This is a genomic window from Streptococcus mitis (genome assembly GCF_001074635.1).
In the GTDB taxonomy this organism is placed as follows: Bacteria; Bacillota; Bacilli; order Lactobacillales; family Streptococcaceae; genus Streptococcus; species Streptococcus mitis_E.
Genome location: NZ_JUQO01000040.1, coordinates 1 through 26,984 on the forward strand (window position 1 = coordinate 1; position 26,984 = coordinate 26,984).

The window sequence follows — 26,984 nt, forward strand, 5'->3', positions numbered from 1 at the left end:
CAAACTAGGAAGCTAGCCGCAGGTTGCTCAAAGCACTGCTTTGAGGTTGTAGATGAAACTGACGAAGTCAGTCACATATATACCCTAAGGCGAAACTGACGTGGTTTGAATTTGATTTTCGAAGAGTATTAGGATGATTTTCTCTTGATTTGCTTAATAAAGTAGAAGATAAATCCTGCTACCATATAGGCAACAAAGATAATCAGACACCACTTGAACACGACATCCCAACCCTTGTTCACATTCAAAAAGAAGTAAGGGAAGGGACTGACCTTAGAATTAGGAACATCAAGTTTCAATACCAAACCATTAAAAAGAGCAAAAATCATATACAGCAAGGGTAAAATCGTCCACACAATTGGATCCCAGATTTTGTATTGACCCTGTTTGTCAAAAAAGAGGGTATCCGCTAAAAACCAGAGGGGAACGATATAGTGGCAAAGGAAATTTTCTAGAGTATAGAAATTAGTCGCAATGGGCGCTAAAAGGAAATGGTAAATCACACAGGTAATCATGATACTCATAGTGACTCCACCTTTTAAGCGCAAGAGACTTAATCTTTGCCAGTTTTCACCTAAACGGCTCATAACCTTTAGGAGATAGAGCGTAAAAATCGCGACTAAAAGGTTGGACAGAACCGTATAATAGAGTAGCATCCCAAATCCACCATGCTTGGCGATTTCAAGATAAACTCCCGTAAAAGCCGCTAGAAACAAGAAGATACGGCTATAAAATACAAGTTTATAGTGTTTTGACATACTTAAATTTTCTTCACAAACTCTGATTTGAGTTTCATGGCACCAAAGCCATCAATTTTACAGTCGATATTGTGGTCGCCTTCTACGATGCGGATATTTTTCACGCGCGTCCCTTGTTTCAAATCTTTTGGCGCACCTTTTACCTTCAAGTCCTTGATGAGAGTTACTGTATCACCGTCAGCCAATTTATTTCCGTTGGCATCGATAGCAACAAGACCCTCTTCTACATCTGCAACTTCAGCAGGATTCCACTCATGAGCACACTCTGGGCAAACCAGTAGGGCACCGTCTTCGTAGACATACTCTGAGTTACATTTTGGGCAATTTGGTAGGTTGTTCATGGTTTCTCCTTATAATCATTCACTATTCTTTGAAAATCAAAATTTCTCGAACAGCAACTATTATACCTTAAAATCAGCATTTTGACAAATTTAGAAAAAAAACCGATATCAATCTATCGGCTTCTCTACATTTACATTCTTTTTTCAGCTTCTGCTTTGATTTTTTCAACTACTTCTTGAATGTTCAAACCAGTTGTATCAAGGTAAACCGCATCCTCTGCTTGTTTGAGAGGCGAAGTCTCACGATGACTATCCTTGTAGTCACGCGCAGCAATTTCCTCTTTTAGAGTTTCAAGGTCTGTTTCAATTCCCTTGGCAATATTTTCCTTGTAACGGCGCTCTGCTCTCTCATCGACTGAAGCTACTAGGAAAATTTTCAATTCTGCTTGTGGCAATACAACAGTTCCAATATCACGACCATCCATGACAATCCCACCTTGCTGGGCAATCTCTTGTTGGAGGGAAACTAGTTTCTCACGCACTTGAGGAATTGCTGCAATGGCTGAAACATGATTGGTCACTTCATTTTCACGGATAGGATGGGTAATATCCACATCCCCTACAAAGACAAGCTGTTCTCCAGTTTCTGAACGTCCAAAACTGATTGGATGCTGGTCCAACAAGGCTAGAAGTGCTTCGACTTGTTCAACTCCTAATTGGTTCTTGAGAGCCATGTAGGTCGCTGCACGATACATAGCACCTGTATCTAGGTAGGTATATCCAAAATCCTTGGCAATAATTTTTGCGACCGTACTCTTACCACTTGAAGCAGGGCCGTCAATAGCAATTTGAATTGTTTTCATATCAACTCCTATTTTATTTTGACAACATCACCTGGATTAGCAAACCAAGACCCTGTAGCCATATGACTAGGATTTAAGGCTTCTAACTGAGCAATCGAAATCCCAGCGCGAGCGGCAATGGCTGCTTCTCCTTCTCCAGCTAAGACTTTTGTCGTCCCTTCTGGATCTGTAGCTTCCTCCGAGTGTTCAGAAGAAGATTCTGAACTCTGTTCAGGATGGGAACTACTAGAAGATGAAATCTGTACTACATTTGCATCAGAATCATGAAAATCTTTCAAGGCTGCTGTGCGATTACTCCCACCCGATGATAGATAGATGAGAACAATAATCATTACCACCACAATTACAAAGAAAATACTGGCTAGGATCGTCAAGACACGATTGGCTACTACATCTCTACCTTGAGTTCTCTTACGACGTTCTGATCTTGTTTCTTCTTGATTTTCATAAATATCTTCTTGCCACGGTTCTTTTGCCATACCTTACTCCTTGTTTTTTTTTACTTTTCTTATTACAATATAAATATGAAAATCACACTTATACCTGAACGATGTATCGCCTGTGGGCTTTGCCAAACTTATTCTGATTTATTTGATTACCACGATAATGGAATCGTGCGTTTTTACGATGACCCTGACCAACTGGAAAAAGAAATTTCTCCTAGTCAGGATGTCTTAGAGGCTGTTAAAAATTGCCCAACTCGCGCCCTGATTGGAAACCAGGAAGTCTAAATCAATGGCGATAATCCACTCCCTCTAGTTTAGCACATTTCCATGTAAAATTATAGTCTTTTCACTTTATTTTTTTCTGTAAAATCAGGAAGGTCGCTTTTTTCTTTGATAAGATAAAGTGGTCTTTTTTTAGTCTCTAGATAAATCTTACTGATGTACTTGCCGAGAATCCCAATGGTCAAGAGTTGGATTCCCCCAAGAAAGAGAATAACAGCCATCAGAGAGGTCCAACCAGATGTCGGATTGCCCAAAATAAGGGTCCGAACTACTACAAAAAAGGTCATTAGCAGAGAAATGAAACAAGATAGGAGACCAGCCGCAAAGGCGATAATCAAGGGAAAATCTGAAAAATTAACAATCCCTTCAATGGAGTAGAAAAAGAGTTGCCTAAAACTCCAACTGGTCTTACCAGCCTGCCTTTCGACATTTGGATAGTCCAAATAGTGGGTTTTAAAACCCACCCAGGCAAAGAGCCCCTTTGAAAAACGATTGGACTCGGTCAAGCTTAAAATAGCATCGACTACAGACCGTCTCATCATGCGAAAATCACGGACACCTGACGGCAGGGCTACTGGACTAATTTTTTGCATAAGGCGGTAAAAGAGATTAGCACAAAAACTGCGAAAGAAGGGTTCTCCCGCCCGACTAGTTCTCCGTGTTCCTACACAGTCTAAATCTGCATTTTGGTCTAGTAAGTTTTTCATCTCAAGCAACATACCAGGAGGATCCTGAAGGTCTGCATCCATCACCACCACTAGGTCTCCTGTCGCATATTGCAAGCCTGCATAGAGGGCTGCTTCTTTGCCAAAATTTCGCGAGAAAGAAATATAATGAATTGCCGGATTTTGCTCCCGATAGGCCTTTAAGAGTTCCAAAGTCCCATCACTTGATCCATCATCGACAAAGACATACTCGATTTCTGTTTCCAAATCTGGAAGTAAAGCTTCCAAAGCCTGATAAAAAAGAGGAAGTACTTCCTCTTCGTTTAAACAGGGGACAATGATTGACATCACCATCTTAGTCTTCAAATCCATTTGGATGCTTACTTTGCCAACGCCATGCGTCTTCACACATTTGGGTGATACCGAGTTCTGCTTCCCAGCCCAGTTCTGCTTTGGCTTTTGCAGGATCTGAATAGCAGGCTGCGATATCCCCTGGGCGACGGTCTACAATGCGATAAGGAATTGGACGTCCCACTGCTTTTTCCATGTTTTGGATAATTTCAAGAACTGAGTAGCCTTTCCCTGTTCCAAGGTTATACACGTTTAGACCTGAGCCTTTTTGGATTTTTTTCAGAGCTGCAACGTGACCTTTAGCCAAATCGACAACGTGGATATAGTCACGAACACCAGTTCCATCTTCCGTATCGTAATCGTCTCCAAACACTTGCACTTGCTCTAATTTCCCAACGGCTACTTGCGTCACATATGGCAAGAGATTGTTTGGAATACCATTTGGATTTTCTCCCAAATCACCACTCTCATGGGCTCCGATTGGGTTAAAGTAACGAAGCAAGACAACATTCCATTCTGAGTCTGCTTTATAGATATCGGTCAAAATTTCCTCAAGCATAAGCTTGGTACGACCGTATGGGTTGGTCACTGAAAGTGGGAAATCTTCCAAGATGGGCACTGTCTGAGGATCCCCGTAAACTGTCGCAGAAGAACTGAAAATGATATTTTTACAGTTGTTTTCTTCCATGGCTTTTAGAAGGCTAACAGTTCCTGCGATATTGTTGTCATAATAGGCAAGAGGAATACGGGTAGATTCTCCAACAGCCTTCAAGCCAGCAAAGTGAATGACACCTGTTGGTTCTTCTTGTTTGAAAATGTCTCTGAGGGTATCTGTATCACGGATGTCAGCCTCATAAAAAGGAATTTCAACTCCTGTAATTCTCTCAACAACTTCTAAACTTTTACGGTTACTATTAACAAGGTTATCCACCACAACAACCTGATGACCTGCTTGTATTAACTCAATAACAGTGTGGGTTCCAATAAAACCTGCCCCACCCGTTACCAAAATCTTTTCTTGCATCTTCTTTCCTCGATTCTCGGATTTTTTTCTTATTTTACCATTTTTGATAGGGAATGTCATTTACCATCCTAGAGGGGAAGCTAAAATTTCAGTAAAATTCTTATTCGCTTTTTAGTCGTTTGACATAGTTTTCAATTGGGTAGTTTGCTGGGTCTAAGGTCATTTCCCTGCTTTGTACCAGTTGTGCTAGGTGGTAACCAATGATAGGACCCGTTGTGAGACCTGATGAACCTAGTCCACTGGCTGCATAGACACCTGCCAATTCTGGCACCTGCCCAAAGAAAGGTGAGAAATCACTGGTATAGGCACGGATTCCCACACGCTCACCAGCTCTGGTAGCTTCTACTAAACTAGGATAGCAAGGCAGGGCTGCCTCCTCCATTTGTTTGAGCAAGGTTTCATCTACCGTCAAATCAAATCCCATGTCATTTTCATGAGTAGCGCCTAAGGACAATTTCCCACCTGCAAAAGGAATCAAATCCCACTCCCCTTCGGGCATAACAACAGGGTAAGCTTCCATGTCTTGGGCAAGCTGATAATCTCGGAGTTGCCCCTTTTGGGGACGAACATCTACTTCATAACCTAAAGGCTCTAACAGGTGTCCCAACCAAGCTCCCGTCGCCAGAATAACCTGATCAAACACCTCTTCGTCAATCTGGTAACCTGATGCTAAAGGTGTCAGAGTTACTTTTTCTTTGACCAGCTTGACGTGACTGGCTTCCAGCAAACGAGTCACTAAGAGTTGGCCATCTACTCTCGCCCCACCAGAAGCATAGAGCAAGCGGTCAAATCCCTGCAAGCCAGGAAATAATTCGTTAGCTGATGCTTGGTCCAGAATGGCTAATTGCCCTATCAAGGGAGATTCTTCTCTGCGCTGGTGGGCTAGTTGATAAAGTTCTTCCAACTTAGTTTCATCCTTTTTCAGGAGAAAGACTCCCGAACGCTGGTAAAAGTCGATTTCTTGCCCTGACTTCTCTAAATCAGCTAATAAATCCACATAAAAGTCAGCCCCCAAGCGCGCCATCTTGTACCAGGCCTTATTACGGCGTTTGGAAAACCAAGGGCTGATAATTCCTGCTGCGGCCTTGGTAGCCTGACCTTGTCCATGGTCAAAGACGGTCACCTCTAGGTCACTTTCTTGCGAGAGGTAGTAGGCAGCTGTTGCACCTACAATCCCTGCTCCGATAATGGCAACTTTTTTCATTGTTTTCACTTTCTAACTAGATATGGTGGAAAGGATTGGTCGATGCTTGACTAGGTAAAATCTCTAGTTCCCAGCCTTTTTCCTCTTTCCATTGATTAAGGAGTGCTGCGATTTTTTCCACAAACAGCACTTCAATATAGTGACCTGGGTCCAATGCTAGCAAGCCATCAGACAGCATATCCTGGGCAGTGTGGTAGTAAATGTCACCAGTGATATAGACATCAGCTCCCTTAGCTAAAGCATCCTTATAGAAAGACTGCCCGCTACCACCACAGATGGCCACTCTTGAAATAGACTTCTGCAAATCACTCTCTTGATAATGCACCAATCGAAGACTATCTAATCCAAAGACTTGCTTGACATGTTGGGCGAAATCCCCAAAATTCTGAGGCTGAACATTCCCAATACGTCCAATTCCACGTTCAGGACCTGTCTCCTGTAGATAAGTCGTCTCCTCAATGCCTAGCATCTGACAGAACCAGTCATTGAGACCATTTTCAACGATATCAATATTGGTATGGCTGACATAAACTGCGATGTCATGCTTGATGAGGTCGATGTAAATCTGATTTTGTGGACGACTAGATACCAAGTCCTTGATGGGGCGGAAAATTGGCGCGTGCTTGACAATAATCAAGTCTACACCCTTTTCAATGGCTTCAGCCACCGTTTCTTCACGAATATCGAGAGCCACCATGACCCTTTGGATTTCCTTGTCCAAAGTGCCAATTTGCAGACCACGACTGTCTCCCTCCATGGAAAATTCCTGAGGGCAAAAGGCTTCATACACGTTAATTACTTCACTTGCTAGCATGGAGAACCTCCTTGATGGCTTGAATTTTATCTACTAGAACTTGACGTTCCTCCAGATTTTTTTCTGGAATTTGTCCGAGGGCAAACTCTAGCTTCTCAGCTTCTTTTTGCCATTTTTGTACAAAAAACGGACTGAGCTCTTTGGACAAGAAGGGACCAAAGCGAACATCACTGGCTGATAGCTTCATTTGTCCCGTTCCCACAACTAGAATTTCATAAAACTTGCCAGCTTCTTCTAGGATGCTTTCTGCTACAATCTGAAAACCATTGTCTTGTAACCAGATACGCAAATCGTCTTCACGATTATTGGGTTGGAGGATTAAACGCTCTACATTCGCTAACTTACCCAAGCCTTCTTCTAAAATTCTAGCAATCAAACGGCCGCCCATACCTGCAATGGTAATGACAGACACTTGGTCTGCCTCTTCAAAGGCTGCCAAGCCATTGGCTAAACGGACTTGAATTTTCTCCTTTAACCCGTGACTTTCAACATTTTTAACCGCGGACTGGTAGGGGCCTTCCACCACCTCACCTGCAATGGCACTTTTGATTTGGCCTCTTTCGACCAACTCGATAGGCAGATAAGCATGGTCACTTCCCACATCTAGCAAAATGGCTCCCTGTGGCACAAAGGAAGCCACCAATTCTAATCTCTTTGAAATCATCTTCTCTCTCTTTCCAAAACTCTATTACCTCTTATTATACCACATTTCAGCTACCAATCTTGCACCTAAAAAAACCGCAATCCACAGATTGCAGTCTTTCTTTATTTTCTAGCTTGATAGCGACTAGTCAGGATGAAAATCACGGTAAAAACCAACATCATGACACCATAAACAGGTAATGTTTGTCCTGTTAAGGTTGAAATTTCAAGCAGTTTTTGAATTCTTGGGAAGAGAGCTGTGGCTAGGAAGCCTCCTACTGACCAAACAATCAAGAGGACACGCCAGAGGGTAAATGGCATGCAGGCTCTAAATACGGACAAGAAACCAATTGACCCCAATAGATAATAGAGTAGAGTTGAGATTTCTAACTCAGACCAACCTTGACTACTTCCAAATATTTTCACAAACAGGACGCTGAAGACGACCATGAGAGCGCTTGGTAGGGCACGAAGCATGGATATTCTGAGGAAGTTTGGCTCGACAGGTTTGATATTTCGCTCAAAAGTCAGAACGAATGGTGGGAAACCTTCCACGAACTGGTCAATCATGGTAATCTGGATTGGAATGAAGGGGAAAATCAAGATCCACTCAGACCGACCTAGTAAAGCACTGGCGATACAGATAACTGCGAGCAAGAAGGAATAGATGGTCTTAATCAAGAAAATCGGGGCGATGTGGGCAATGTTATTGACCACGCGACGACCTTCAAAGAGAATCTCAGGAACATCATTAAAGTCAGAGTTCAAGAGAACCAGATTGGCAATCTGACGAGTCGCAGGATCTCCCTCCGCCATTACGATAGAACAATCCGCCTCACGAAGGGCTAGAATATCATTGACCCCGTCCCCTGTCATAGCCGTTGTATGACCTGCTTTTTTCAGCGTTTGGATGATGAGTTTCTTGTGATGAGGGGAAACACGTCCGAAAATAGCAGTCTCCTCCGCCATAGCAACCAATTCCTCATCCGTAATTTTCGAGCAATCTACATAACTATCATAGTCCACAAAACCAGCCTTCTGGGCAATGCTGGATACCGTAACTGGATTGTCACCAGAGATAATCTTGAGGCCCACTTCCTGAGAACGGAGATAGTCCAGCGTCTCTGCTGCTCCTTCTCGAATGGGATCCAAAATTTCCAGCAAGGCTAGAGCCTGAATATCAGATGGTTTTTGTGGTTTGTGATGGTCTAATTTCTCCTGACTGAGAGCTAAGACCAAGACACGTGAACCTCTCTCCAAGGCCTCTCTGGCTTCTGGGACTTCAGAGTCCAGCAACATCTCAGGTGCACCTAAGAAAACTGTTCCCAAACCTTCTAACTCCATGGCTCCCCACTTGCGGTCGCTGGAGAAGGGAAGATTAGAGAGCATAGGATAGGCTACTTGGCCTTGGAATCGCTGGCGAATAGCTTGGGCAGTTGGATTTTTATCCTCACTATGGGCTATGTAGCTGGTCAGGATGCTGGCAATAGCCTCTTCACCATAAGTTGCCGTCAGCGGAAGAACAGCCTCCACCTGCATCTTTCCTTGGGTGATGGTGCCCGTCTTATCCAAACAGAGCATATCCACGCGCGCCAAGGTCTCAACAGAGTACATCTCCTGCACCAAAACCTTTTTCAAACCTAGCTTGATAACTGCAGTCAAGAGCGAAGTAATGGTCAAAAGGGCAATTCCCTTAGGCAACATTCCCAGTAGGGCTGTCGATGAATTTACAACAGACGACTTAAGAGGCAAGCCTTTTAAAAGCAAGGCTTCTAGCAAGAGAGCCAGACCAAAAGGAATGATAATCTTCCCAGTAAAACCTGCTAACTTATCCAGCGATTTCATTATACGAGAGTTGATAGGTTTAACGGTCTTGGCTTCCAGCATGAGTTTGGCAGCATAGTTATCAGCCCCAACATGGTGAACTTGAGCTAAAACTGCCCCACTGGCTAGGAAGCTTCCTGACAAAAGCAAGGCATCAACTTCCTTTTGCACCAAATCACTCTCCCCCGTCAACATGGCTTCATTGACTTCCGCAAAGCCTTCTAGAACCAAGGCATCACTAGGAATCTGTTCTCCAGCAGACAAACGAATGACATCTCCTAGCACCAATTCTTCAGGATTCAGAGCTACTTCTTGACCATCACGAATGGTTTTGACCTTTTCCTTGGTCATGAGATTGAGCTTGTCCACCATGTGTTTAGCCCGCAGCTCAGTCACAATTCCAGAAAAAGCGTTAAAGCAGATAACAGCGAAGAAGACCAGATTGCTCCAGGCCTGCACAAAGGCTAGCGCCAAAGCAATGACAAAGTTTAAAGCGTTAAAAAGGGTAAAGACATTTCGTTTAACGATTTGCCAAGTGCTGGTGCTGGCCGAAGCGGTAAAATCATTGACCAAGCCCTTAGCCTGTCTTTCCTTGACTTCTCTTTGGGTTAACCCCATAATCTTATTTTTATCCATAAATTCTATCATATCATTTTTTCTAAAAGAATTCTAATCTCATCCCAAATATGGACCTAGTCAAGGGAAAAAGTTTGCCAGCCCTCCTTTGATAAGGTATAATATTAACAAGAAAACAATCGAAGGAGATCGCATGTTTTATACTTATTTACGTGGATTGGTTGTCTTACTCCTATGGTCTATCAATGGCAATGCCCACTATCATAATACTGATAAAATTCCTAATCAAGATGAAAATTATATTCTGGTTGCCCCTCACCGCACCTGGTGGGATCCTGTTTATATGGCCTTTGCGACCAAGCCAAAACAGTTCATCTTTATGGCCAAAAAAGAGCTCTTTACCAACCGTATCTTTGGCTGGTGGATTCGTATGTGTGGTGCTTTTCCTATCGACCGTGAAAATCCTAGTGCTTCTGCCATCAAATACCCTATCAATGTTCTTAAAAAAAGTGACCGCTCTCTCATCATGTTTCCAAGTGGAAGCCGTCACTCAAACGATGTTAAAGGTGGCGTAGCCCTGATTGCCAAGATGGCCAAGGTCCGAATCATGCCGGTTACCTACACAGGTCCTATGACTTTGAAGGGCTTGGTTAGCCGTGAGCGTGTCGATATGAACTTTGGAAATCCAATCGATATTTCAGATATCAAGAAAATGAATGATGAAGGTATTGAAACAGTCGCCAATCGTATCCAAGCAGAATTTCAACGTCTGGACGACGAAACGAAACAATGGCACAACGATAAAAAACCGAACCCACTCTGGTGGTTTATCCGCATCCCTGCCCTCATCCTTGCCATTATCCTTGCTATCTTAACCATCATCTTTAGCTTTATCGCAAGCTTCGTCTGGAATCCAGATAAGAAGAGAGAGGCTCTTGGTTAAAAAATATAACAATCCCTTGGCAAAAGCCAAGGGATAATTCTTTTACTTGATTTTCCATTTTTGGGCCAACCAGCTGGAAAAAGCTAGGAATCGTTCAGCCACTTGCTCATGATGCCCATAGGAATCAAAGACAAACTGGCCAGTCGGATAGTGTTTCTGAAGACTGGTATGGATCTGTTCAGCATAGGCAGGTGCTTGAGCCAAGCGATTGCTATGATGGGCTCCTTCTGTTTTCCCATTCTGTAAATACAGCAAACAATCCAAATTTTTCACCTTTTCTTCCCTACAGTAAGTCACAAAATCAGGATACCAAAAGGAACCGCAGATTGAAAAGACACAGGAAACCTTGTCAAAGTTGAAAAGACTATAGACTGCCGCCAAACCACCTAGTGAATAACCTCCATAACCAAGCCGATTTTTGTCCAGGCGATAAAGTGACTGCAACTTATCTAAAAGACCTCCAAATAAATGATCATGATAGACCTTTGCCTGACCGCCAAAATCTGGAGCTCCATCTCTCAGAGCCGATGTCGCCCAGGGCGTGTAGTCGTCTAGGCGATTTTTAGAGGTCAAGCCCACTAAAATCACAGAATTGGACAAAGATGATAGGAAATCCAAATTTCCATCATTCAAGAGAATCGCTGGATAGGTTTGATTGGGGTCATAGGTCGAAGGCAGGCTGACCTTGACTTGGATTCCTTCCCAATCAAACTCATTATTTATTGATAAAGTCATTGATTTTCTCAAGGGAATCAATCACTGCTGGACCATAGTCCATCAATTCATCGTAAGAGATGGTCATGATTTTTTGATTCTTAATAGCAGGAACGCTTTCCAAAACAGCATTTGCCTTCATCAACTCTACTGCTTTTTCATCCAATTTTTTATTACGATCGCTGGTTACATAGATAATCAATTCAGGATCCATTGACACGAGGTTTTCCAAGGTCAAGCCTGATGTCCCCGTAGCAACGTTGGTATAACCAAGTTGGTTCAGCAAACTTTCTTGCAAAGCAGACTTGTAGGCACCGAAGGTTTCATCATTATAAGCAACCATAATCAAAGCCTTTTTCTTTTCACCTTGACTTGCTGGATTTGCTTTCTTAACAGCGTCAATTTTAGTTTGTAATTGGGTTGCGTATTCATTAGCCTTATCCTGAACATTAAAAATCATTCCAAGATTTTTAACATCTTCTACGATATTCCCCAAATCTTGCTGAATTGTTGAGAGAGAAGCTTTTTGCGTATAAACTGGGATTTTGTTTTCATTCCAAGTGCTAACTGTCCCCAAGGATTTTTCAGAAAACATCATGTTTCGCCCCATCACAGCGTCTGGCTCATAAGAAAGGACTGTCTCTTGTGAGACTGTTTTTTTATCCCCAATTTGAGGAATAGTCGCAATCGCGTCCTTGTATTTGTCCGTCACAGCATTGTCTGGATTGAGCATGCCAACAATTTTATCCTTCAACCCCAACTCCAATAAGATTTCAGTGGTTGAAAGATTGTTGGTGATAACTTTTTCAGGTGCCTTGTCAAAAACTTGTTCGACTTCATTTCCCTTAGCATCATAAGTTTTGATAGTTAGCGGATAAGTCGTCTCTGCTTTAGCCTTTTGACTTGTTTCTGTGCTAGATTGTGTGGTAGCTTTTTCTGTAGTAGTATTGCCACAAGCTGCCAAAGTTAAGGTAGCTACTGTCACGAGTAAAATACTGAGTGTTTTTTTCATCTTGTTTTCCTTTTCATTCTTATAAATAGTGAATCATAGCTTGCTGGTCCTCGGTCCAAGTCACCTGACTTTGAACTCCGTATACAGTTTGCAATGACTCAGGGGTAATGGTCTCCTTTGGAGTCCCTTGGTAAAGGATTTCTCCCTCTTTCATCAGATAGAGATAATCCGAATAGCGACAAGCAAGTTGAATATCATGCAGGACAGCTAGAACATTGACCTTGAGATTCTTCACAATGGCCAACAAGTCTAGCTGATACTTGATATCCAGATGGTTGGTTGGTTCGTCTAGGAGTAAGAGAGTCGGTTCTTGCGCCAAGGCGCGGGCTAACAAAACTCGCTGTTTCTCTCCTCCTGACAGGGACGAATAGAGACGAGTTTGCTTCTCAAGCATATCCACCTTAACGAGGGCATCTTGAACGAGTGTAAAATCTCTTTCCCTTTCCTTCTGTAAAAAAGAGAGGTGGGGAGTTCTTCCCAGCAAGACGATTTCCTCAACTGTACAATCAAACTGCAATTGATTAAACTGAGTGACAACTGCCATTTGCTTGGCTGTTTCTTTGAGTGACCAATGTTCCAGTGGCTTTCCATCTAGGCTTATCAAGCCTTTGTCCGCCTTTTCCTGACGATAGAGGAGTTTAAGTAGGCTGGTTTTTCCACTTCCATTTGGCCCTAATATCGTGTGAAATTGATGCCCTTCAACCTTAAGAGAGACTCCTTTGAGTATTTTTTTCTCTCCTAGTCCAAAATGGATATCCTGACAAATCAAGTCCATATCAGACCCTCACCTCCCTTCGCCTACCTCCAACAATGTAGATAAAGAAGGGAGCACCTACTAAGGCTGTGAAAATACCAATTGGAAGCTCTGCGTTTGGAATGATGATACGGGAGAGTACGTCTGCCCAAATGACAAAGAGGGCACCCAGCAAGGTTGCAACAGGAAAAAGCCTCTTGTAATTCGTTCCTACTAACCCTCGAGCTAAATGTGGAGTAATCAGACCGACAAATCCAATAATCCCACAGGTTGCCACTAAGACTGCAGTTAGCACAGCCACCATGGTCACATAAAGATACCAATAAAAGCGTAAGGGAATCCCCAAAGTTAAAGCAGCCTCATCTCCCATCATCATCGCATTGAAAACACGATACTGAGTAGAGAAAAATAGAAAGTCTATTCCTACTACTATAGTTGGCAGGACCAAGTCTGCCCAGGAAGTCCCAGCGAGCGAGCCCATGGTCCAAAACTTAATGGTCATCACACTATCCGCATTAGCTCCGACTGAGATAATAAAGTTTGAAAAAGCCAGAAAGAGAGCATTGACCACCGTTCCTGATAAGATCAGACTGGAAGTCGTCATCCTTCCCTGCATAGAGGCAATGATGAGGACAGCAATTGTTGCCAAAATAGCTCCAATAAAAGCTCCAAGGCTAATCATCACTTTTAAACCAAGAATGATGCTCAAGGTTGCCCCTAAAGTTGCACCCGCAGATATTCCTAAGACATAGGGCTCAGCGATGGGATTGTTTACCGTGGACTGCATCACACTACCACACATAGAAAGGCCTGCTCCTACTATCAGACCTAACAATACTCGAGGGAATCTCATGTTCCATACAATGGCAAGAGTAGACTTGGAAACCTCTCCTATCTCAAGAGGAAATCCTAACCTGCTCAAAATAATCCGATAGGTATCTCCTAGATCAATCGCAACAGATCCCATTGAAATTGCTAGAAAGAGAGAAATCCCTAAAATACCTAGCAAAATAACTAAAAGTAACACAAATTGCTGGTCTTGTCGGCTTCCAGAAAATTTGGAAAGCATGCAAACCTCCTTTGATAGAATCTTAAAAATTTAGAAAATTCTCATGAAAAGTATACCATATTTTCAACAATGGAACAAGATGAGAAAAATAAATATAGTTGGTCTTACAGTGCTAATAATCGTAACCGAAGATTATATTTGAGTATATCGAGGTAAAGTGACAACATAAAAAGCCCTCTGAAAATCAGAGAGCTGATTTGAGCTCGGGCTAAAATCCTAGTGAAACAAAAAAATCTACACGGTCAGAAAAGTCTCTATCGTGCCATTTTCATACATGATGTATAGTCCAAGTAGAATGAATACTAAGGGCACAATGATTCGCTCGTATTTTTCAATTGTCTCGAATATTAACGGAATAGAGGATAACACCCGACTAATCTCGCATAAGATAATTATGCCGATTACAAACACAAGCAAGGCCACGAGGGTCTGTGACCATTCTAACGAAGCAAAATAAGGTATATAGATACCTAAATTATCTCCGCCAGACGCAATTGTCAGCAATGTAACTGTCCAAAACAGTTGATTTGCCTTGCTTTGTTCTAATCTTTCAATAATTTCTTCCTCTTCTTCCTCACCTTCTCCAACAATTGCAAAGCGAATCCCTAAATAGATAGGGATTAAACCAAGTAATCCAACCATCCATTCTTCAGGCACGAAATTAACGACATAAGCAGCAACTAAACTCGCCCCTACAAGTAAACCTGTGCCTAGATATTGCCCCGCATAAATATGCCATTTTTGTTTATTCTGTGATAGCTGTGCAAATAAAATAATTAAAATAATTAAATAATCGATACTGGTAGAAATATAAACACCAATAGCAGATATGATTGTCTGTACCATAAAAAAACTCCTGTATTAGTCAGTAATAAATCAGCAGATTTTAGGGAAGCACAGACACATTAATTTAGCTATCGCTAGTGGGTAATGTCGAACGTAGGAAAGCATTTTACTCCTCCTCAAAATGTAGTTACAAAGTAATTTCTAACTGGAATTCAGTGACTACTTCCATGTAAAGTATAACATACTTTACTTTACTTCGTAAAGTGTGGGCTCTCCGAGTAGCTGCGCACCTTCATGGTGTAATTAGCTGATACCATTTGAGGTTTTTGTAGTCTCCAAAATTGTGACCGATAAAACCTCAATAAAAAAGCCCTCTGAAGTCAGAGACCTGATTTGAGCCCGGGCTAAAATCCTAGTGAAAAAGATGAAACTCCTTGTGTTCATCGAACACGGTGTCCTTTCCCTATTTTCATACGGATTTCTTACGCCCTTAGCATCATGATTCCTACTGGATAAAACGTTTATAGATTAGGCGACGAGGCGAAGATTGTACAAAATTTTAGTGAAACAAAAAAAATCTCCCCGAAGGGAGAAGATCTGGTTTATTTTACCTTACAGTGCTAGGAACCGTAACCGAAGATTATACTTGAGTATATCGAGGTAAGGTGACAACGCAATGTAAGTGGAAAATAAAGCAGATTAACGACGAAGTCCAAGAGAGTTGATTAACTCACGGTAACGGTTAACGTCGTTTTTACGCAAGTATGCAAGCAAGTTACGACGGCGACCGATTTTCTTCATCAATCCACGGTAAGTAGCGTGGTCTTTTTTGTGTTGTTTGATGTGTTCGTTAAGGTGGTTGATTTCCCAAGTAAGGACAGCAACTTGAACCTCTACTGAACCTGTATCACCTTCGTGACGTGCATATTGTGCAATGATTTCATTTTTTTTCTCTTTTGAGATTGCCATGATGTTTCTCCTTTTTATTTGGCTTCATCCGAGTGACAGGTTGGCATGCCTGTAACCAAGAAGAAGTTATTTGTCTTTACGACAATCCCTATTCTACCAATAACTAACATCTTTGTCAACAGATTTACTTTCTTGTTTTAAACATGCTATAATAATCATAGCAAGAAATCTAAGTGATCTGTTTTTAAACGAGGTGATTATCATGCGTAGATTCTATTCCCATCTCCCCTACTATCTGGTCATATTTTTCTTTTATTGGCCACTTTATGAGTTGTTCTTGCTAGTTGTTTCTGACCCCCTTACACTCAAGGAACTCTATATAAACAATCTTCTCTTCTTTACACCTCTGATAATCTTGATTATATCGCTACTCTATAGCTACCGTTTCCGTTTCTCACTTTGGTGGTTAATTGGTAACGGACTGCTCTTTTGCTTTACTATCATAACCTTTGGTGAGTTTATACTAATTTACTTGCTAATCTATGAAACCTTGGCTCTGGTGGGCATGGCTTCCGGTATTGGCATCAAGCATATTCTACAAAAATGAAAAACAAAAAACTTTCACAAAATCCTTGAAAAATCTCACAATCATGCTATAATAATCCATAGAGACAAGTCACTTAGTCCCTTTCTACTAGAGAGTGCGTGGTTGCTGAGAACGCATAGAAAGACTATACTGATACTACTCTACTGACTTTTATGCAAACATAAAACGGTGGCCACGTTAGAGCCAATCAGAGGTGTCCCTCTTTTTTGAGGAACATAAATGAAGGTGGAACCACGTTGCGACGTCCTTTCGAGGATGTCGCTTTTTGTTTTTCTAGCTTTCACAATCCTCTGTCCCTGTTTTCAGAATAGGGTTAACACATTCGTCAATAATATAAGTAAGGAGAACATCATGATTAACATTACTTTCCCAGATGGCGCTGTTCGTGAATTCGAATCTGGCGTTACAACTTTTGAAATTGCCCAATCTATCAGCAATTCCCTAGCTAAAAAAGCCTTGGCTGGTAAATTCAACGGCAAACTCATCGACACTACTCGTGCTATCACTGAAGATGGAAGCATCGAAATCGTGACACCTGATCACGAAGATGCCCTTCCAATCTTGCGTCACTCAGCCGCTCACTTGTTCGCCCAAGCAGCTCGTCGTCTGTTCCCAGACATTCACTTGGGAGTTGGTCCAGCCATCGAAGATGGTTTCTACTACGATACTGACAACACAGCTGGTCAAATCTCTAACGAAGACCTTCCTCGTATCGAAGAAGAAATGCAAAAAATTGTCAAAGAAAACTTCCCATCAATACGTGAAGAAGTTACTAAAGACGAGGCACGTGAAATCTTCAAGAACGACCCTTACAAGTTGGAATTGATTGAAGAACACTCTGAAGACGAAGGTGGTTTGACTATCTATCGTCAGGGTGAATACGTAGACCTTTGCCGTGGACCTCACGTCCCATCAACAGGCCGTATCCAAATCTTCCACCTTCTCCATGTAGCAGGTGCTTACTGGCGTGGAAATAGCGACAATGCCATGATGCAACGTATCTACGGTACAGCTTGGTTTGACAAGAAAGACTTGAAAAACTATCTTCAAATGCGTGAAGAAGCTAAGGAACGTGACCACCGTAAACTTGGTAAAGAGCTTGACCTCTTCATGATTTCTCAAGAAGTTGGTCAAGGACTTCCATTCTGGTTGCCAAATGGTGCGACTATTCGTCGTGAATTGGAACGCTACATTGTCGACAAGGAGTTGGCTTCTGGCTACCAACACGTCTACACTCCACCACTTGCTTCTGTTGAACTTTACAAGACTTCTGGTCACTGGGATCATTACCAAGAAGACATGTTCCCAACTATGGACATGGGTGACGGGGAAGAATTTGTCCTTCGTCCAATGAACTGCCCACACCACATCCAAGTCTTCAAACACCATGTTCACTCTTACCGTGAATTGCCAATCCGTATCGCCGAAATCGGTATGATGCACCGTTATGAAAAATCTGGTGCCCTCACTGGTCTTCAACGTGTACGTGAAATGTCTCTCAACGACGGTCACCTCTTTGTGACTCCAGAACAAATCCAAGAAGAATTCCAACGTGCCCTTCAGTTGATTATCGATGTTTATGAAGATTTCAACTTGACTGAATACCGCTTCCGCCTCTCTCTTCGTGACCCTCAAGATACTCATAAGTACTTTGACAACGATGAGATGTGGGAAAATGCCCAAACTATGCTTCGTGCAGCTCTTGATGAAATGGGTGTGGACTACTTTGAAGCTGAAGGTGAAGCAGCCTTCTACGGACCAAAATTGGATATTCAAGTTAAGACAGCCCTTGGAAAAGAAGAAACCCTTTCAACTATCCAACTTGACTTCTTGCTTCCAGAACGCTTCGACCTTAAATACATCGGAGCTGATGGCGAAGAGCACCGTCCAGTTATGATTCACCGTGGTGTAATCTCTACTATGGAACGCTTCACAGCTATCTTGATTGAGAACTACAAAGGTGCCTTTCCAACATGGCTTGCACCACACCAAGTGACCCTCATCCCAGTATCTAACGAGAAACACGTGGACTACGCTTGGGAAGTAGCTAAGAAGCTCCGTGACCGTGGTGTCCGTGCTGATGTCGATGAGCGCAATGAAAAAATGCAGTTCAAGATCCGTGCTTCACAAACAAGCAAGATTCCTTACCAATTGATCGTTGGGGACAAGGAAATGGAAGACGGAACAGTCAACGTTCGTCGCTACGGCCAAAAAGAAACACAAACTGTCTCAGTAGATGATTTTGTTCAAGCTATCCTAGCTGATATCGCCAACAAATCACGCGTTGAGAAATAAAACAATCACAGTCTGAGAAACATTTTTCAGAGCCAGAAAAAGCAACAACTATTTCAGCTGTTGCTTTTTTATATTTTATTTGACCTGAGCTAGTAGTGATTGACCAAACCACCACACAAGATTTGCTTTCATGAGTTAGATAAGGTCAATATCCTCAATCCTTATCTGCTTCATTTTCTTTTACTAGATCTTTTTGTGAATCCTTTTCAGAGAGTTTTTGATCGATATACTTGTTAATGGTTTCATAAAATTCCTTGGTCGAATCACTGTCTAGTTTTGTCGAATTATGAACTTGATTGACTTTCAATTGAACAGATTGAATACCGTAAGAGGCTTGTTTTTGGTGGAGCGTTTCTAATTCTTCTTCTGAAATCGGATCTCCAACAACCGTCAAGACCAATTCATTGTTCCTTGACTTGTAGACTTGATTAATAACCGTGTGATTGGCGAACTCTTTTCCTACAAACTGTTTGATTCCTTCTTTTCGCGCTTGATCTATCGTCAGAGTGACTGCTGAATAACTAGCTGGAAGAATCAATAATACAATCAAGGATATCAAGCCAATTCTCATTTTAATGTTTAGCTCTTTAAATGAACTTAAGGGAGATTTTCTCATCAAAATTCTTGTTCCAACAATGTTTGTTAGCATGATAAAGACACAGTTAATCAAGAAAAGATAGAGAGCTCCAAATAAAAATCGTACATTTCCATTAGCTAAACCATAGCCCGCAGTACAGATAGGTGGCATCAGAGCTGTTGCAATGGCTACTCCTGGCACGATATTGTTTGCTTCTTTTTTCCTTGAACCAATTACGCCTGCTATCCCACCAGCAATAGCAATGAGAACATCCCAAATGGTTGGAGAGGTTCGTGCAATCAATTCGCTACTTTCATAAGATAAGGGAGAAATCCAGAAATACAGAGCCGAGACAAGCAAGCTAACCAATACTTGAGTAAATAAAACCTCTAGAGATTGCTTGATTAAACGCGTATCAAAAATAGCTAAACCGAATCCCAGTCCAACAATCGGTGTCATGAGAGGTGAAATTAACATGGCTCCAATAATAACAGCTGTTGAATTCATATTTAGACCGATAGAGGCAATAAAAATTGCACACATCAAAATCGCTGTATCTCTCAATCGAACATGAAGGTCATCGTATAATTTCTCACGGTATTCCCGTGTTGAATAATTGGCAGTCATTTGTCCTCTCCTCTTTCCTTATTTAAATCGGTATAATAATTAATAATAACAGCTGATAAACAGCCAAAAAATATGAGCCCATAAATCGTCAAGAAGACACTGGTAATCCTTCCAATCAAGGTCACAGCTAGGAGATCCCCGTAGCCGACAGTCGTCGAAGTCACAAAAGCATACCAAAGACCGTCTCCGTAATTTGTGATAGCAGGTTCAACTAGGAAAAGCACGCCTCCTGACCCAAAAACAAAGGTCACAAAACTCAGAGCAAACCGAGTAAAACCCGTAACCTGTATAATATGCCATAACATTTTTAAACGTCTCATTTGTTCTCCTTATTCATACTAGCTCCTGACCGAGCCGTTTTTTCCAATAATCAAAGTGAAGATAGGACATGATCTCCATCAGAGAAAGATAGACAAACTGATAGATCTGATTTAAGCTGATTATCAACTGATATTGTTTGAAAAATGACTGGAAGAAAGACCAGATATGACTGTCTTGAATCAGTCCCTTCTTAACATTATATCAAAAATTTTACAGTCTTTCTCTGAAGAAATCAATTAATTTAAAAGATAGAGAAAGGAAGAAATTTTTGTATCCTTATCCGAAGAAGAAAAACGATATCAGAAGAACCTTGATACTATGCGTTTTATTCTTTATAATTTAGCTATTTCAAAATTACAAGTTCTCCATTCTTAATTTCCCAAACTTGGTCAAACTTACTTAATAATTCGTTTTGGCGATGTAAAGTAACAATGACGGCACTTGGTAGTTCCAGAACTCTTTCCAATTCCATTTTAAACTGATTAGTATCCAAGGCAGAGAAAGGTTCGTCTAGGATAAGCAATGGATTTTTACGATTTTTCTCACGATTTAAATACATTCGTTGTTGCTGACCACCTGACAGGGATTGTGGTGGAATTTTTTCAAAATCTTCTTCTCTGAATTTTTCATTGAAACTATTGAATAGCGTTACATTATTTTCATAACTCGAAATAAATGTATGTTCTTGTTGCAGAATCATACCGAATCTTCCCCAAAGATGGTCCAAAACAAGCCCATCTAGCACAATTTGTCCTTCAAAATCTTCATCTGTTCCATTTAAAATGTTGAGAAGACTACTTTTTCCAGACCCATTCTTACCAATAAGCGCAATTTTATCCCCTTTTTGAATCGTAGCGGAAGTAATTATCAATTTTGATTCTCCCAGTTGTTTGGAAATGTTTTTCAAAGTAATCGTATCAAAAGAATGTTGAGGTGCTTGAACTGAAACGGGTCTCCCAACAATGTTTTGAAAACTCTTGATTACAGGCTTTACGGACTCTAACATTTGTAAATCATAAAGGATTTCCTGTATTGGTTCAGAAAAAGCATTAATATATCCGAAACTCGCCACCACCTCAGGAATACCGAGTTGCTGGTGAGATAGAGAGTAGGCTAAATAAATAAACAGAACAAGACTAATGAATTCAAAAGAAACACCTGTCAATAAGATGCCTGTAATTTTTGTCAAACCATACTTAAAATACTTATCCTGCAACTTCTTTAGAGAACTCTTTTGTTGATTCAAAAAATGCGACATAGTTAGTTTATTTACCAAATGATGTCCCATGAGCAAATCCTCCAAAGTTCGATAGTAATCTCCTTGTTTTTTCAAGTAAACCTGTCTACGATTAGCGGTCAACTTCCCAACGATTTTAGGAATTTGAATACTAATTCCAGTGGAAAAGATTAAAATCAGTGATACAATAGGATTAATTGTTCTGCTAATAATGAAAGCGTAAATGATGATACGTAAAATTTGTTTGATAAAACTCATCAATGGAGGAAGGTAATCCTTTTCCAACGAATCTAGGTCATTAGATTGATAGGAAATATACTCTGCTACTGTTTTCTGCTTGAAATCGTGGTGACTGAGTCCCAAAAGTGAACGAAACCACTCATTTTTCAAAGTAGTCGAAAAGATAATCCCCTGCTTCCAATCAAGTATCATTTGGATATAGTTACAACTCAAATAACCTGCCACTGACATAGAGTAACCATATAGAGCTACTTGATAATCCCCTTTGATTAATGCCTGCGTGAAATACGGTAACAAAGCTGTGCAGATATTCGATACTACACCAAAAAGAAAATTAAAGAAGAGATACCATCTAATAGTTTTAAGATATGGTAGCATATACGATACTCCTTGCTAATGCGTTTTTTTACATATCGCAGAACAATCTCTACTATTCCCTATTTCAGATAGTGCGATACTCGGACATTGAGTGCAATAATTGTAAATCACACAAGTACTGCCGTTTTTACTATCATTCAAAATATAATTTGCTATTTTGTAAAATATAGGTCTATCCCATGTTTCTTTGATAGATGTAAAATGAATATTTCCAATACTTCTATTGAAAGTAAGCTTTTTCAGTTTTTCTAACGATTTAGGCTATTTCGTGACACACCCACAATCCGTGAAAATTCTGGTTATATCAGATTATGTGATTTTCGTAAGAATTTTATATTGTCTCCAATCATGGCAGTCTCCTTTTACTTGATAAAACTATCATAACATTTAGAAATTAAAAACTGGTTCAAAATCAATAGAATGTGTGTATTCGATACATTCAATAAATTCTTGGAAACAGTTCTACACCAGTTACACAAATCTATATACACCTATCTCATTCAAAATAAAAAGAAAGCTACAGTTCTTTTAATCCTGTATCAACGATTCATTCTGAAATCGAATAGGAGACATTTCCCAAGTCTACAATTCACTTCATCTCAAATTAATTTTTGTAATTCACCCTTAGTTTATAGATTTTATACTCAACAAAAGTATAAAGCATACAAAACTTCACTTTGAACCAGTATTTATACTATATTCCGTATTAAAAATTCTATTATTGGTTTTGTAAAAAACAGTCTTCAAATATCCTGAAATATAGCAAAAAGAGATTGGGTAAAAACTCATTGTCTCTTCTCACTCAAGGATTAAGTTCACTTGAGCAAACTGAATCCGCACTATCGTTCCTTTTCCGACCTCAGACTCGATACGAATCTGGTGCCCCAGTTCTTCAGAAATTTTCTTAGAGAGATAGAGGCCAAGTCCAGATGACTGCTGGGTCAGACGACCATTATAGCCTGAGAAACCACGTTCAAAGACTCGGAGTACATCACTGTTTTTTATCCCGATTCCCGTATCCTTGATACAGAGTTCCTGGCCTTCCATATAAATCTCCAGACCACCTTCCTTGGTGTATTTGAGACTGTTTGAAATGATTTGCTCAATAACCACTAGCAGCCACTTTTTATCCGTCACGATTTCTTTATCAAGGTCATGTAAATTGACATTTAAGCCTTTTTGAATAAAGAAAAGAGCATATTTACGAATTATTTCCTTAACCAAGTCCTCTATTTGAACCTTCTTTAAGACCAAATCATCATGGAAACTTTCTAAACGCAGGTACTGTAAGACTAGATTGGTATAGGAATCTATCTTGAAAATTTCCTGTTCTAACTGCTGCTTCAGTTGGCGGTCAGCTACTTCTGCAACTAAGAGTTGACTGGCTGCAATGGGGGTCTTAATCTGATGGACCCACAAGGTATAGTAATCCAGCAAATCCGTCAGTTTTCTTTCTGAATCTGACCTCTGCTGATAGAGTTCCATCTCACGCGCCTCTAATTTTTCAGCCAAGGCTATTTCCAATGGAGATTTGGCTTCCCTCTCCCCATAGAGAACTTCCTGGCGATAGACCTGCATCTCCGCCAATATATCCCAAGCGAAAAATAAAATGGTTACAAAGCAACACAAGAGGAAAAAATAGAGAAAGTAAATTCCTAAACTGGCAAATAAAAACTGAAAAAGCAAAACTAGAAATGCTAAAGCAAGCAGATAGACAAACAGACGACTACGGGAGCGCAAATAATCTAGAAAAAATTGTTTCCAATCAAGCATGCTTCAGTCCGTACCCTATCCCTTTCTTGGTCTCGATAAATCCTACCAAGCCCTGCTCTTCCAACTTTTTACGCAATCGAGCCACATTGACAGAGAGGGTATTATCATCAATGAAAAAGTCACTGTTCCAAAGTTCCCGCATCAGGTCGTCACGCGCTACAATATTGCCCGCATGCTCAAACAAAACGCGTAAAATCTGGAATTCATTCTTGGTCAAATTCAAGACTTGCCCTTGATAATGTAAATCCATTGATTTGGTATTGAGAATCACACCAGCATATTCCAGTAAACTCTCGTCACGCCCAAACTCATAGGAACGACGCAACAAGCCCTGAACCTTGGCTAAAAGAACCTGCTGGTCAAAAGGCTTGGTCACAAAGTCATCCGCCCCCATATTGATTGCCATGACAATATCCATAGCCTGGTCTCTCGAAGACAGAAACATGATGGGGACCTTGGAAATCTTGCGGATTTCCTGACACCAGTGATAACCATTAAACAAAGGCAGTCCAATATCCATGAGGACCAGATGAGGTTCCGACTGAACAAATAGACTCAAAACTTCCATAAAGTCTTCTACCAGTACCACTTCAAATCCCCATTCAGAGAGCATTTTTCCGACTTGTTGACGAATAATTTGGTCATCTTCTACTAATAAAATCTTGTGCATGCGCTCCTCCTTTTCTATTATTATAACAGATTTTTCCATGCTCGAAGGTCTGAAACTGAATTTGAAATAGCTTGTTTTCAGCCAACAAAGTGAGGCAACCCTACTAGCTAATTTGAGGGAAATTTGATAAGATAAATAAAAAGAAAGGAGCTCTTATGGCCAATATTTTTGACTATCTGAAAGATGTCGCACACGATTCCTTTTACGACCTTCCTTTGAATGAGTTAGACATTCTAGCCTTAACAGAAATCACCTACCTCTCCTTTGATAATTTGATCTCCACAACTCCTATGCGACTTTTAGACCTGGCACCTCAGGTTCCAAGGGAGCCAAACATGTTGACCAGCAAAAATCGCCTCCAGCTATTAGATGAACTAGCTCAACACAAACGCTTCAAAAATTGCAAACTCTCACATTTTATTAATGATATCGACCCTGAGCTGCAAAAACAATTTGCGGCTATGACCTACCGCCTCACTCTCGATACCTATCTGATTGTCTTTCGTGGGACTGATGACAGCATCATTGGTTGGAAGGAAGATTTCCACCTGACCTATATGAAGGAAATTCCTGCTCAAAAGCACGCCCTTCGCTATTTAAAGAACTTTTTTGCCCAACATCCTAATCAAAAGATCATTCTGGCTGGGCATTCCAAGGGAGGAAATCTAGCCATCTATGCTGCTAGCCAAATTGAGCAAAGCTTGCAAAATCAAATCACAGCAGTTTATACCTTTGATGCTCCCGGTCTCCACAAAGAACTGACACAAACCGAGAGCTATCAAAGGATAATGGATAAAACCAAGGTCTTCATTCCACAAGGTTCCATCATCGGTATGATGTTGGAAATTCCGGCCCACCAAATCATCGTGCACAGTAATGCCTTAGGTGGTATCGCCCAGCACGATACCTTTAGTTGGCAGATTGAGGACAAGCACTTCGTCCAACTGGATAAGACCAACAGTGATAGCCAACAAGTTGACACAACCTTCAAGGAATGGGTGGCAACAGTCCCTGACGAGGAACTTCAGCTCTACTTCGACCTCTTCTTTGGCACTATTCTTGATGCTGGTATTAGCTCCATTAATGACCTGTCGTCCTTAAAGGCTATCGAACACATTCATCATCTCTTTGTCCAAGCTCAATCCCTCACTCCAGAAGAAAGGGAAACCATGGGACGCCTCACCCAGTTATTGATTGATACCCGTTACCAAGCATGGAAAAATAGATAATCTCTTGAAAATTAAATGTATACAAAACAAAAGACCTAGAACACAGACTTTCATGTGCATTCTAAGTCTTTTTTAATAAAATCTAACTACCAAATAACCCCTTTATAGGCTAACAAAATGATAACTAACAGCAGGACATACAAGGCAAGGAAGAGCCATTTCATCTTGACACAGAGCGCTACGTACTCCCGAATAAAAGCAGATGGTATGTAGTAGCCTGCCGTCCTACATCCGAGGCCATCTCCCTTCATATTTAACTTACGCGCATAGGTACTGGTACGAAAAACATGATAGTCATTTGTAACAAAGAGGAATTGAGGTTTGGCTACCAGTTCCTCACCAAGTTCCTTAGAAAAGAGAAGGTTCTCGTAGGTAGTCCTTGATTGATCTTCCAGAATAATCGCATCTTGGGGAACATCTGTCTCTTCAAGAAGATAGTTTGTAATGGCCTGCGCTTCAGAAATCTTCTCATCTCCTCCTTGACCACCACTGGCAATGATTTTGATATGAGGATTCTTAGACTTGTGATAAGCTTCCACTGCCTTATCAATTCTCCTCTTCAGCAAAGGTGTTACCTTTTCTCCGTCTAACAAACCTGCACCATGAATGATAATAAAATCATAATGCTTCTTCTTAGGAATAAAGAGATACAAGATAGAGTACAGAATAAAAGCCACAAAAGCAAAACCAAAAATAAAGTAAGAATAAGCAATAAATGCAAATAAAATATTTAGAAAGTGATTGGTGTAAAATAATTCATGTCGTCCTCCCAATCGAAATGACATCAAAGCAAAAAATAGCAAAATGACTATTCCAAGGAGCATGGAGAGATAATTGGCCTTTGAACGTCCCTCTCGCTTCAACAAAATGACCCCATTATAGATTAAAAAGATACCACTCAGAAAAAGCAAAAAAGGAAGTAAAATAAAGGGAAATATAAAAAAAGCGAAATGAATCTTCTCATACCCATTTTGATAAAAAAGGTAGCCTAGATAAAAATAACTGGAAATGAGAGATAATAAAAATAATACTGGATTCCACAAACTTCTATTATCCTTCCAAAATGACACTATAAAGGCTAATACAATTCCTATAACGAGATACATTTCTTCC

At 40.8% G+C, this 26,984-nt stretch carries 26 protein-coding genes and 1 pseudogene; 5 read left to right on the top strand and 22 right to left on the bottom strand.

Annotated elements, in window-relative coordinates; all coding sequences use genetic code 11:
- Window positions 1-128: 128 nt before the first annotated feature.
- The 4 genes from ADI58_RS01555 to ADI58_RS01570 all read right to left on the bottom strand — a co-directional run bounded on the left by ADI58_RS01555 (window position 129) and on the right by ADI58_RS01570 (window position 2,381).
- Window positions 129-758, bottom strand: coding sequence for a Pr6Pr family membrane protein (locus tag ADI58_RS01555; RefSeq protein WP_049521193.1), 630 nt, complete (start codon window positions 756-758; stop codon window positions 129-131).
- Between the two features lie 2 nt (window positions 759-760).
- Window positions 761-1,099, bottom strand: a complete 339-nt coding sequence (locus ADI58_RS01560) for a zinc ribbon domain-containing protein YjdM (protein WP_001061584.1) — start codon at window positions 1,097-1,099, stop codon at window positions 761-763.
- Window positions 1,100-1,230: 131 nt separating this feature from the next.
- Window positions 1,231-1,902, bottom strand: coding sequence for a (d)CMP kinase (cmk, locus tag ADI58_RS01565; protein WP_049521194.1), 672 nt, complete (start codon window positions 1,900-1,902; stop codon window positions 1,231-1,233).
- A gap of 8 nt (window positions 1,903-1,910) precedes the next feature.
- Window positions 1,911-2,381 (bottom strand): SAG1386/EF1546 family surface-associated protein, encoded by a 471-nt coding sequence (locus ADI58_RS01570; protein WP_033676676.1) that lies wholly within the window; start codon window positions 2,379-2,381, stop codon window positions 1,911-1,913.
- 45 nt (window positions 2,382-2,426) lie between these two features.
- On the opposite strand from ADI58_RS01570, the gene ADI58_RS10520 reads away from it, so the two are divergent.
- Window positions 2,427-2,633, top strand: coding sequence for a ferredoxin (locus tag ADI58_RS10520; RefSeq protein WP_161800929.1), 207 nt, complete (start codon window positions 2,427-2,429; stop codon window positions 2,631-2,633).
- 50 nt (window positions 2,634-2,683) lie between these two features.
- Here ADI58_RS10520 and ADI58_RS01580 read toward each other — a convergent pair whose 3' ends face one another.
- From ADI58_RS01580 to ADI58_RS01605, 6 genes are all read right to left on the bottom strand, one after another.
- Window positions 2,684-3,649, bottom strand: coding sequence for a glycosyltransferase family 2 protein (locus ADI58_RS01580; protein WP_049521218.1), 966 nt, complete (start codon window positions 3,647-3,649; stop codon window positions 2,684-2,686).
- Window position 3,650: 1 nt separating this feature from the next.
- A complete protein-coding gene (gene galE, locus ADI58_RS01585; protein WP_049521195.1) occupies window positions 3,651-4,670 on the bottom strand; it encodes a UDP-glucose 4-epimerase GalE in 1,020 nt (339 codons plus the stop codon).
- Between the two features lie 100 nt (window positions 4,671-4,770).
- Window positions 4,771-5,874 (bottom strand): NAD(P)/FAD-dependent oxidoreductase, encoded by a 1,104-nt coding sequence (locus ADI58_RS01590; RefSeq protein ID WP_049521196.1) that lies wholly within the window; start codon window positions 5,872-5,874, stop codon window positions 4,771-4,773.
- 16 nt (window positions 5,875-5,890) lie between these two features.
- Window positions 5,891-6,688, bottom strand: a complete 798-nt coding sequence (locus ADI58_RS01595; protein ID WP_033676667.1) for a Nif3-like dinuclear metal center hexameric protein — start codon at window positions 6,686-6,688, stop codon at window positions 5,891-5,893.
- Window positions 6,675-7,352: a tRNA (adenine(22)-N(1))-methyltransferase gene (locus tag ADI58_RS01600; protein ID WP_049521197.1), complete on the bottom strand. Its 678-nt coding sequence runs from the start codon at window positions 7,350-7,352 to the stop codon at window positions 6,675-6,677. Before ADI58_RS01600 ends, ADI58_RS01595 begins: the two co-directional genes overlap by 14 nt.
- Before the next feature lie 101 nt (window positions 7,353-7,453).
- Complete coding sequence (locus ADI58_RS01605; RefSeq protein WP_049521219.1) at window positions 7,454-9,790, bottom strand: cation-translocating P-type ATPase; 2,337 nt, start codon at window positions 9,788-9,790, stop codon at window positions 7,454-7,456.
- Between the two features lie 133 nt (window positions 9,791-9,923).
- Between ADI58_RS01605 and ADI58_RS01610 the strand changes: the two genes are divergently transcribed.
- Window positions 9,924-10,673 carry a lysophospholipid acyltransferase family protein gene (locus tag ADI58_RS01610; protein WP_049521198.1) on the top strand — a complete coding sequence of 250 codons (750 nt, stop codon included), beginning with the start codon at window positions 9,924-9,926 and terminating at the stop codon, window positions 10,671-10,673.
- A 42-nt stretch (window positions 10,674-10,715) separates the two neighbouring features.
- On the opposite strand, the gene ADI58_RS01615 is transcribed toward ADI58_RS01610, so the two are convergent.
- The 6 genes from ADI58_RS01615 to rpsO all read right to left on the bottom strand — a co-directional run bounded on the left by ADI58_RS01615 (window position 10,716) and on the right by rpsO (window position 15,977).
- Window positions 10,716-11,408 carry an alpha/beta hydrolase-fold protein gene (locus tag ADI58_RS01615; protein ID WP_049521199.1) on the bottom strand — a complete coding sequence of 231 codons (693 nt, stop codon included), beginning with the start codon at window positions 11,406-11,408 and terminating at the stop codon, window positions 10,716-10,718.
- Window positions 11,389-12,399, bottom strand: coding sequence for an ABC transporter substrate-binding protein (locus tag ADI58_RS01620; RefSeq protein ID WP_049521200.1), 1,011 nt, complete (start codon window positions 12,397-12,399; stop codon window positions 11,389-11,391). Before ADI58_RS01620 ends, ADI58_RS01615 begins: the two co-directional genes overlap by 20 nt.
- Before the next feature lie 19 nt (window positions 12,400-12,418).
- Complete coding sequence (locus ADI58_RS01625; RefSeq protein ID WP_049521201.1) at window positions 12,419-13,174, bottom strand: ABC transporter ATP-binding protein; 756 nt, start codon at window positions 13,172-13,174, stop codon at window positions 12,419-12,421.
- A gap of 1 nt (window position 13,175) precedes the next feature.
- Window positions 13,176-14,222: a FecCD family ABC transporter permease gene (locus ADI58_RS01630; RefSeq protein ID WP_049521202.1), complete on the bottom strand. Its 1,047-nt coding sequence runs from the start codon at window positions 14,220-14,222 to the stop codon at window positions 13,176-13,178.
- Window positions 14,223-14,456: 234 nt separating this feature from the next.
- The gene (locus tag ADI58_RS01635) at window positions 14,457-15,068 is read right to left on the bottom strand and encodes a CadD family cadmium resistance transporter (RefSeq protein WP_049521203.1); all 612 of its coding nucleotides are present in this window, start codon (window positions 15,066-15,068) and stop codon (window positions 14,457-14,459) included.
- 639 nt (window positions 15,069-15,707) lie between these two features.
- Window positions 15,708-15,977, bottom strand: a complete 270-nt coding sequence (gene rpsO / locus ADI58_RS01640) for a 30S ribosomal protein S15 (protein ID WP_001018251.1) — start codon at window positions 15,975-15,977, stop codon at window positions 15,708-15,710.
- 202 nt (window positions 15,978-16,179) lie between these two features.
- On the opposite strand from rpsO, the pseudogene ADI58_RS01645 reads away from it, so the two are divergent.
- Together ADI58_RS01645 and thrS are read left to right on the top strand one after the other, a co-directional pair.
- Window positions 16,180-16,553 (top strand): annotated as a pseudogene (locus ADI58_RS01645) (hypothetical protein).
- A gap of 322 nt (window positions 16,554-16,875) precedes the next feature.
- Window positions 16,876-18,819, top strand: a complete 1,944-nt coding sequence (thrS, locus tag ADI58_RS01650) for a threonine--tRNA ligase (RefSeq protein WP_000608345.1) — start codon at window positions 16,876-16,878, stop codon at window positions 18,817-18,819.
- A gap of 154 nt (window positions 18,820-18,973) precedes the next feature.
- Here the strand turns inward: thrS and ADI58_RS01655 are convergent, their stop codons facing one another.
- The 5 genes from ADI58_RS01655 to ADI58_RS01675 form a co-directional block, all read right to left on the bottom strand.
- The gene (locus ADI58_RS01655; RefSeq protein ID WP_049521205.1) at window positions 18,974-20,023 is read right to left on the bottom strand and encodes a DUF389 domain-containing protein; all 1,050 of its coding nucleotides are present in this window, start codon (window positions 20,021-20,023) and stop codon (window positions 18,974-18,976) included.
- On the bottom strand, window positions 20,020-20,343 hold the full coding sequence (locus tag ADI58_RS01660) for a potassium channel family protein (protein WP_001253404.1): 324 nt from the start codon (window positions 20,341-20,343) through the stop codon (window positions 20,020-20,022). Before ADI58_RS01660 ends, ADI58_RS01655 begins: the two co-directional genes overlap by 4 nt.
- Before the next feature lie 344 nt (window positions 20,344-20,687).
- Complete coding sequence (locus tag ADI58_RS01665; protein ID WP_049521206.1) at window positions 20,688-22,199, bottom strand: ATP-binding cassette domain-containing protein; 1,512 nt, start codon at window positions 22,197-22,199, stop codon at window positions 20,688-20,690.
- 798 nt (window positions 22,200-22,997) lie between these two features.
- Window positions 22,998-23,972, bottom strand: a complete 975-nt coding sequence (locus tag ADI58_RS01670) for a sensor histidine kinase (RefSeq protein ID WP_049521207.1) — start codon at window positions 23,970-23,972, stop codon at window positions 22,998-23,000.
- Window positions 23,965-24,642 (bottom strand): response regulator transcription factor, encoded by a 678-nt coding sequence (locus ADI58_RS01675; protein ID WP_049521208.1) that lies wholly within the window; start codon window positions 24,640-24,642, stop codon window positions 23,965-23,967. Before ADI58_RS01675 ends, ADI58_RS01670 begins: the two co-directional genes overlap by 8 nt.
- A 155-nt stretch (window positions 24,643-24,797) precedes the next feature.
- Here ADI58_RS01675 and ADI58_RS01680 point away from each other — a divergent pair, with 155 nt between their 5' ends.
- Complete coding sequence (locus ADI58_RS01680; protein WP_049521209.1) at window positions 24,798-25,871, top strand: DUF2974 domain-containing protein; 1,074 nt, start codon at window positions 24,798-24,800, stop codon at window positions 25,869-25,871.
- Window positions 25,872-25,957: 86 nt separating this feature from the next.
- On the opposite strand, the gene ADI58_RS01685 is transcribed toward ADI58_RS01680, so the two are convergent.
- Window positions 25,958-26,977, bottom strand: a complete 1,020-nt coding sequence (locus tag ADI58_RS01685; RefSeq protein WP_049521210.1) for a YdcF family protein — start codon at window positions 26,975-26,977, stop codon at window positions 25,958-25,960.
- Window positions 26,978-26,984 lie beyond the last annotated feature (7 nt).

What these genes read in the sequence shown, in the direction of transcription:
- ADI58_RS01595 (WP_033676667.1), bottom strand. Translation starts at nt 6,688, where the DNA reads ATGCTAGCAAGTGAAGTAATTAACGTGTATGAAGCCTTTTGCCCTCAG.
- ADI58_RS01680 (WP_049521209.1), top strand. Translation starts at nt 24,798, where the DNA reads ATGGCCAATATTTTTGACTATCTGAAAGATGTCGCACACGATTCCTTT.
- ADI58_RS01675 (WP_049521208.1), bottom strand. Translation starts at nt 24,642, where the DNA reads ATGCACAAGATTTTATTAGTAGAAGATGACCAAATTATTCGTCAACAA.
- ADI58_RS01600 (WP_049521197.1), bottom strand. Translation starts at nt 7,352, where the DNA reads ATGATTTCAAAGAGATTAGAATTGGTGGCTTCCTTTGTGCCACAGGGA.
- ADI58_RS01655 (WP_049521205.1), bottom strand. Translation starts at nt 20,023, where the DNA reads ATGACTGCCAATTATTCAACACGGGAATACCGTGAGAAATTATACGAT.
- ADI58_RS01615 (WP_049521199.1), bottom strand. Translation starts at nt 11,408, where the DNA reads ATGACTTTATCAATAAATAATGAGTTTGATTGGGAAGGAATCCAAGTC.
- ADI58_RS10520 (WP_161800929.1), top strand. Translation starts at nt 2,427, where the DNA reads ATGAAAATCACACTTATACCTGAACGATGTATCGCCTGTGGGCTTTGC.
- ADI58_RS01580 (WP_049521218.1), bottom strand. Translation starts at nt 3,649, where the DNA reads ATGGTGATGTCAATCATTGTCCCCTGTTTAAACGAAGAGGAAGTACTT.
- ADI58_RS01665 (WP_049521206.1), bottom strand. Translation starts at nt 22,199, where the DNA reads ATGCTACCATATCTTAAAACTATTAGATGGTATCTCTTCTTTAATTTT.
- galE (WP_049521195.1), bottom strand. Translation starts at nt 4,670, where the DNA reads ATGCAAGAAAAGATTTTGGTAACGGGTGGGGCAGGTTTTATTGGAACC.
- ADI58_RS01605 (WP_049521219.1), bottom strand. Translation starts at nt 9,790, where the DNA reads ATGGATAAAAATAAGATTATGGGGTTAACCCAAAGAGAAGTCAAGGAA.
- ADI58_RS01670 (WP_049521207.1), bottom strand. Translation starts at nt 23,972, where the DNA reads ATGCTTGATTGGAAACAATTTTTTCTAGATTATTTGCGCTCCCGTAGT.
- ADI58_RS01560 (WP_001061584.1), bottom strand. Translation starts at nt 1,099, where the DNA reads ATGAACAACCTACCAAATTGCCCAAAATGTAACTCAGAGTATGTCTAC.
- ADI58_RS01660 (WP_001253404.1), bottom strand. Translation starts at nt 20,343, where the DNA reads ATGAGACGTTTAAAAATGTTATGGCATATTATACAGGTTACGGGTTTT.
- ADI58_RS01685 (WP_049521210.1), bottom strand. Translation starts at nt 26,977, where the DNA reads ATGTATCTCGTTATAGGAATTGTATTAGCCTTTATAGTGTCATTTTGG.
- ADI58_RS01620 (WP_049521200.1), bottom strand. Translation starts at nt 12,399, where the DNA reads ATGAAAAAAACACTCAGTATTTTACTCGTGACAGTAGCTACCTTAACT.
- ADI58_RS01555 (WP_049521193.1), bottom strand. Translation starts at nt 758, where the DNA reads ATGTCAAAACACTATAAACTTGTATTTTATAGCCGTATCTTCTTGTTT.
- ADI58_RS01570 (WP_033676676.1), bottom strand. Translation starts at nt 2,381, where the DNA reads ATGGCAAAAGAACCGTGGCAAGAAGATATTTATGAAAATCAAGAAGAA.
- ADI58_RS01590 (WP_049521196.1), bottom strand. Translation starts at nt 5,874, where the DNA reads ATGAAAAAAGTTGCCATTATCGGAGCAGGGATTGTAGGTGCAACAGCT.
- ADI58_RS01635 (WP_049521203.1), bottom strand. Translation starts at nt 15,068, where the DNA reads ATGGTACAGACAATCATATCTGCTATTGGTGTTTATATTTCTACCAGT.
- ADI58_RS01630 (WP_049521202.1), bottom strand. Translation starts at nt 14,222, where the DNA reads ATGCTTTCCAAATTTTCTGGAAGCCGACAAGACCAGCAATTTGTGTTA.
- ADI58_RS01625 (WP_049521201.1), bottom strand. Translation starts at nt 13,174, where the DNA reads ATGGACTTGATTTGTCAGGATATCCATTTTGGACTAGGAGAGAAAAAA.
- ADI58_RS01610 (WP_049521198.1), top strand. Translation starts at nt 9,924, where the DNA reads ATGTTTTATACTTATTTACGTGGATTGGTTGTCTTACTCCTATGGTCT.
- cmk (WP_049521194.1), bottom strand. Translation starts at nt 1,902, where the DNA reads ATGAAAACAATTCAAATTGCTATTGACGGCCCTGCTTCAAGTGGTAAG.
- rpsO (WP_001018251.1), bottom strand. Translation starts at nt 15,977, where the DNA reads ATGGCAATCTCAAAAGAGAAAAAAAATGAAATCATTGCACAATATGCA.
- thrS (WP_000608345.1), top strand. Translation starts at nt 16,876, where the DNA reads ATGATTAACATTACTTTCCCAGATGGCGCTGTTCGTGAATTCGAATCT.